Raw genomic sequence first — 6,294 nt, forward strand, 5'->3', positions numbered from 1 at the left:
TCAGGAGTTCGCGGCCTCGATGGTCTTCATAGGTCGGACGGGCGGAGCGGGCAGCGGGTCGACATGGAGGAGGAGCGCAAGCCCGCGGGCGACGACGAGGCCGCCGACGACCCGATCTACGCGCGGGCCGCGTTCTGGGTGGTTCGCCTGTCCTCCCCCGACGCGACCGATGCCGACCGGGCAGCCTTCGAGACTTGGCGCGCCGCCGACCCGGCCCATGCCGAGGCCTACGCGGAGATGGAGGCGTGGCGGGGCATCGCCGGGCGCGTGCCCGATACGCGCCGGCGCAGGCGGCCGCCACCGACGCGCCTCGTCGGTCTCGCGGCAGCGCTGGGCCTGTCCGGATTCATCACCTACGAGAGCGGGATCCTCGACCGTGTCCGCGCCGACGTCTGGACCGGGATCGGGGACATCGAGACGGCGCGGCTCCCCGACGGCAGCCGCGCCGCCCTCAACACCGACACCGCGCTCGCCCTGCACTTCACGGCCGCCGCGCGCGACGTCCACCTGCTGCGCGGCGAGGCGGTGTTCGATGTCGTGCCCGACAGCGCCCGACCCTTCGTGGTCTACGGCGGCGGGTTGCGGGTGCGCGCTGTGGGGACGCGCTTCTTCGTCCGGGCCGGCGGGGACACCGAACCGGTCGGCGTGGCGGAGGGGCGCGTGGACGCGTCGACGACCGCGGGCGCCGTGACCATCGGAGCCGGCGAGGTCGCCCTCCGGAGCGCCGACGGCCATCTGATGGTCGAGCGCGGCGATGTGGGGCGCGCCACGGCGTGGCGGGAGGGCAAGCTCGTCGTCACGGGGCAGCCCCTCGCCGCGGTCGTGGCCGACCTGAACCGCTATCGGCGCGGGCGCATCGTCCTGCTCGGTTCGGGGCTCGGCGCGCAGCGCTTCAGCGGGACGCTCGACATCCGCGACACCGACGACGCGCTCGACGTTCTGGCCGCGACGATGGGCCTGCGCGTCACGCGCCTGACTCCGTACCTCGTCCTCGTCAGGCGGCCGGCCTGACGAGGCGAAAAAAACCGACGCGGGGAGGTCAGGAGTTTCGCGCCTCGATTGTCGTTTGTCCGTGAGGGCCACGGAGCGCGCGCCGAGCGCGCCGCCCTCCGCGGAACGGGGGCATGAATGGCGGTGTGGGATCTTGGCGGCACGCTCGGCCGCGCGCCGGGCGGTCCATGGCGCGGTGCGGCCCTGGCGAGCGCGTCCCTGATCGCGCTCGGGCAGGCGTCGGCCGCGCAGGACCGTTCGATCACCCCGACCTTCGTGCGGGCGGGCGAGCGGCTCAACATCGTGCCCGTCGCGACTGGCGATGCCGCGCCGCCGCGCGCGCTCTCGGAGCGGCGCGTCCGGCTCTCGATCGCGCCCGGCCCCCTCGAGCCGGCCCTGGCGAGCCTCATCGCGCGGACGGGCCTGTCGCTGGCTTACCGGACGGCGCTGACCGAGAACCTCGCGACGCGGGGCGTCGAGGGGGACGTCCTGCCCCTGGAGGCGCTGACGCAGCTGCTCGACGGGACGGGGCTGACCTACCGCGCGGCGAAGCACGCGACGATCACGCTCGTGAACCCGCGCTACGCCCAGGCGTCCCTGCCGCCGGGGGATTCGAACGCGCCGACGCCGGTCGGGGCGGCCGCCGCGTCGGTCACCCTCGACGAGCTCTCGGTCGAGGCCCAGCAGCCGACCTTCGGGACGACGGGCTTCGTCGCGACCCGGTCAACGGCGGGCTCGAAGGGCAACGATTCCATCCTGGAAACGCCCGCCACCGTCAGCGTCATCACCCGCGACGAGCTGAATGTCCGGGGCGTGCAGGACGTCAACCTCGCGGTCGCCTACACGCCCAACGTCCAGGCCGTCGACTATCCCGGCGGCCAGGGCGGTCCGACCTTCACGCTGCGCGGGTTCAACGCCAACAATTTCGACAGCGTCTACGAGGACGGCCTGCGCTACGGCTTCAACTCGTTCGACCAGAACATCGAGCCCTACGCCTACGAGCGCATCGACGTCGTGAAGGGGCCGATCTCGGTCCTCTACGGCCAGGGCCAGCCGGGCGGCATCATCAACCTCGTCTCGAAGCGCCCGACCTTCGTGCCGTTCAACGAGGTGTTCATCCAGGGCGGCAATTACGGGCGCGTCCAGGCCGGCTTCGACCTGTCCGGCCCGGTCGAGGGGGCGCCGCAATTCGCCTACCGGGTGACCGGCCTCGTCCGCAACGCCGACAGCCAGGTCAAGTACACGCCGGATGACCGGACCTTCATCGCCCCGGCTCTGACCTGGCGGCCGGACGCCGACACGTCGCTCACGGTGCTGGGCAAGTACGCCGAGTACCGCGGCGGCGGCTCGGAGCAGAGCCTGCCGATCGTCGGCTCGATCCTGCCGAGCGCGCGCGGATTCTTCCCGCGCAGCCCCTTCGTCGGGCAGCCGAACTTCAACACCGGCCTCCTGGAGAACAAGGAGATCGGCTACATCCTCGACCACAGCTTCGCGCCGGGATGGCTGCTGCACTCGGCCTTCCGGGCCTACGAGACCACCTCGAAGTTCGACGCGGTCGGCGCCAGCCCGGCCTTCACGCCGCCCGGTTTCCTCGCCGTCTCGGTCTTCCCGTACCTGCGCGACCAGTCGAGCCAGGGGCTCCTGACCGACAACTATATCCAGGGGCGCTTCGACACCTGGGACATCCAGCACGACGTCGTCTTCGGCGTCGGCTTCCAGAACTACTACCGCCGCGACGCGCGGACCTTCCCGAACGGCTACCCGACGATCGCCGCGAACCGCCTGATTGACCTGTACAATCCGGTCTACAACCTCGGCGTCGCCTTCCCGCAGCGCACGAACGTCTCGACCCGGGCGCTCCAGCAGCAGACGGGCGCGTATGTCCAGGACCAGATGAAGTGGAACGGCTTCATCCTCACGGGGAGCCTGCGCAACGACTGGGTCGACCAGCAGGTCCGGACCACCTTCAACTTCCCGAACCTGCCGGTCGCGACCCTCAACCGGACGACGGTCGACAACCAGAACTTCTCGGCCCTGAGCTACCGGGCCGCCCTGGGCTACGAGTTCGCCGCCGGAATCGTGCCCTACGCCGCCTACTCGACGTCGTTCAACCCGCAGATCGCCGGCCAGCGGGCGGACGGGTCGGCGCTGCCGCCCCGCGAGGCCAGCCAGATCGAGGGCGGCGTCAAGTGGCAGCCGCCCGGCACCAACGCGCTCGTCACCGCGTCGTATTTCGAGATCACGCAGACCAACATCCCCCTGGCCGATCCCCGCAACCCCGGCTTCTTCATCGTGACCGGCGCGGCGGAGTCGCGGGGCTTCGAACTGGAGGGCAAGGCGAGCCTGTTCGACGGGTTCAACCTGATCTTCGGCTACGCTCACCTCGACACGAAGGTCACGCGGAACGCGACCAACCCGGCGCTCGTCGGCAATCGCCTGCCGAACGCGCCGGACAACACCCTGTCGCTCTTCGCCGACTACACCTTGCCGCTGAACTCGCCCTTCGCCGGCTTCCGGGCGGGGGCGGGCGTGCGCTACGTCGGCGAGCGGACGGACGCCACCAACGTCGATCGCATCCCGGCCTACGCCCTCGTCGACGCCTCGCTGAACTACGACCTCGCCCAGCTGAACCCGGCCTGGAAGGGCGCAATCCTGTCGGTGAACGCCAACAACATCTTCGACCAGCGGTACTTCACGTCGGGCTTCTACACCGGCTACGTCTTCGAGGGGTTCCGCCGGAGCGTGTTCGGGACGCTCACCTATCGCTGGTAGGATCGTCGGACGATGACGCGCGCGGCGCCGACCGTCTCCGGGCGGCCGGGACCGGAGGGGTATCGGCGGGCGTCGGCCCGCCGCTTTACCGCCTCGCGAACCTTCCGCCTGTGTCTGTGGCCGCATGGCGGGAGCGGGCCGGTCGCGGCGCCGAGAAAGCCGAGCCGGTCGCCGCGATCCCGATCCTATGGTCCGGCCGTGTCACAACGCCATTCCGCTCCTGTGCGTCCTTCGAACCGCTACGCTTCGGTTTGCTCTGGGCGGTCGCCTGACCGCACGGGCCGATCCGAACGGCCGCCGCCCCCAGGAATCGCATGAGACCTCCTCCGGAGCTCGGCGGTCATGCGCGGGGCCGCTGGACAGGGCGGCCGCACGCGCCTGGATTGCGTGCCTCGCGGATCCGGACCGACGCTGAGCCGTCCGACGTGGCGGGGATCGAACGCTGCGCCCGCGGGTGTTCCGACCCGATCTGGCCGCACGGAACCGCGGCGCTCGGCCCAAGCTCGCACTTGCCGGGGGGCTATCCGTTCCAGAAAGGGGGATCCCCGTTTCAAGCTGTCGCGCGCGACGCCGAGTGTGGCCCCGATGTGATAGTTCGTCGAGGCCGCATTTTCTAAGCCCCGCGCAAAGCTTGCGACAGGCGTGACCGGGGTCAGTTCGATGGTCCGACAGTATATCGGTTCGGGGCCCGTGACCGGATCCTGTGATCCGAGCAGAGGTATCGGCTCCGGAACGCGGAAGCGCGGCCGTGTGCGGATGGGATTGCTGATCGGCGCCTCGCTGGGCGTGCTCGCACTCGCTCTGGGACCTGTGGTTGGACAGAGCCTGCCGGCGCGATCACCCTCGACCGCGGGATTGACGGCAGCGGATTTCATCCGGATGCCGGAGTATCGAGCCGATTGGGGGCTGGCCAAGATCGATGCCGCCACGGCCTATGCGCGCGGCTTCACGGGCCTCGGTGTTCTGGTGGCTGTCGTCGACAGCGGGATCGACCCGACACACCCTGAATTCATCGGCCGCATCTCGCCGGCGTCGCGGAACTTCATCCCCGGCGAGACGCGGCTCCGCGACACCGACCTTCCCACCGCCGATGATCCCATCGGGGGGCATGGCACGCACGTGTCCGGCACCGTGGCGGCGAGTTTCGACGGCCGGGGCATGATGGGCGTCGCTTTCGACAGCACGATCCTCGCCGCGGTCGATCTCAGATACGTCAATGAAGCGACGCGGTATGCGGCAGATCGGGGTGCCCGGGTTCTGAATGGCAGCTTCGGGGACGATTTTCGCTACGAGAGAACGTCCTACCAGACCTATACATTGAGCGGAGCGCAGGCCGAGTACGACGCCATGAAGTACGCGGCCGCGAAGGGCGTGCTCATGGTCCGAGCCGCCGGAAACGAGCATACGATCTACAATCAAGCCAGCTATAAAAACCCGATCAACGGCGGGCTTTTTCCGTATGTCAGCCCAGAGAACGCGAATGCGGGAGTGTACCGCTTCGTCGACAATGCGGGAAATCCGGTAGACCAAAGTCAGATCAGATTCTCCGGCCTCGACGGGTACGTCGTTTCGGTGGTCGCTTTGGACAGCAACAACAACGTCGCGGATTTCAGTAATCTGTGCGGCGTCGCCAAGAACTGGTGCATGTCCGCACCGGGGGTCGACATCTACTCAACCCTCCGAATGGGATCGGGTGAGAATCCCAACGACCCGAATTACGGGCTCAAGAGCGGCACATCGATGGCCGCACCGCACGTGGCCGGTGCTGCAGCCGTGCTGTTCCAGGCGTTCCCGTTCCTGACGGCGCCGCAGATCGCCCAGACCATGTTCACCACCGCCACCCATCTCGGCGACGGGCCCGCCAACGCCCCGAACGCCACCTTCGGCTGGGGCCTGCTCACCGCCGCCGCAGATCGCCCAGACCATGTTCACCACCGCCACCCATCTCGGCGACGGGCCCGCCAACGCCCCGAACGCCACCTTCGGCTGGGGCCTGCTCAACCTCGGCAAGGCCATCGACGGCCCGGGCCAGYTCACCTCCGACTGGACSGTCAACACCACCTAYAACGGACAGGCCTATTACGGCCGCTTCGCCAACGCCATCTCCGGCGTCGGCGGSCTGACCAAGGTCGGGCTCGGCACCCTCGAACTCGCCGGCACCAACACCTATGCCGGACCGACCACCGTCGCCGGCGGCACCCTGTTCCTGTCCGCCAGCGGCAGCCTGACCTCACCGGTCTCCGTCCAGAGTGCGGGCACCTATCTCAATGCCGGCTGGACCCAGAGCAGCGTCAGCAATGCCGGCCTCCTGATCAACACCGGCACCATCTCCGGAGGTGCGACCAATGCCGGCACGGCGCTCAGCAGCGGCGTGATCGCCGGCGGCGTGGCCAACAGCGGCACGCTGTCCAACAGCGGCACCGTCGCGGGCGGCCTGACCAACACCGGCACGGCCCTCAACACCGGCACCATCGGCGGCGGCGCGACCAACAGCGGCAGCCTGATCAACGCCGGCACCCTCGCGGGCGGTCC

At 69.4% G+C, this 6,294-nt stretch carries 3 protein-coding genes and 1 pseudogene; all 4 read left to right on the forward strand.

Going from position 1 to position 6,294, the window contains the following annotated elements; all coding sequences use genetic code 11:
• Positions 1-63 precede the first annotated feature (63 nt).
• Positions 64-1,011 carry a FecR domain-containing protein gene (locus ASG32_RS07925; protein ID WP_056524286.1) on the forward strand — a complete coding sequence of 316 codons (948 nt, stop codon included), beginning with the start codon at positions 64-66 and terminating at the stop codon, positions 1,009-1,011.
• A 117-nt stretch (positions 1,012-1,128) separates the two neighbouring features.
• On the forward strand, positions 1,129-3,762 hold the full coding sequence (locus tag ASG32_RS07930; RefSeq protein WP_056524288.1) for a TonB-dependent siderophore receptor: 2,634 nt from the start codon (positions 1,129-1,131) through the stop codon (positions 3,760-3,762).
• Between the two features lie 879 nt (positions 3,763-4,641).
• A pseudogene (locus ASG32_RS34945) lies at positions 4,642-5,595 on the forward strand (S8 family peptidase); the annotation flags it as partial.
• Between the two features lie 91 nt (positions 5,596-5,686).
• A partial coding sequence (locus ASG32_RS34950) for an autotransporter-associated beta strand repeat-containing protein (RefSeq protein ID WP_244491849.1) occupies positions 5,687-6,294 on the forward strand: 608 nt, incomplete at its 3' end.

It is taken from the genome of Methylobacterium sp. Leaf361, assembly GCF_001424445.1.
GTDB lineage: Bacteria > Pseudomonadota > Alphaproteobacteria > Rhizobiales > Beijerinckiaceae > Methylobacterium.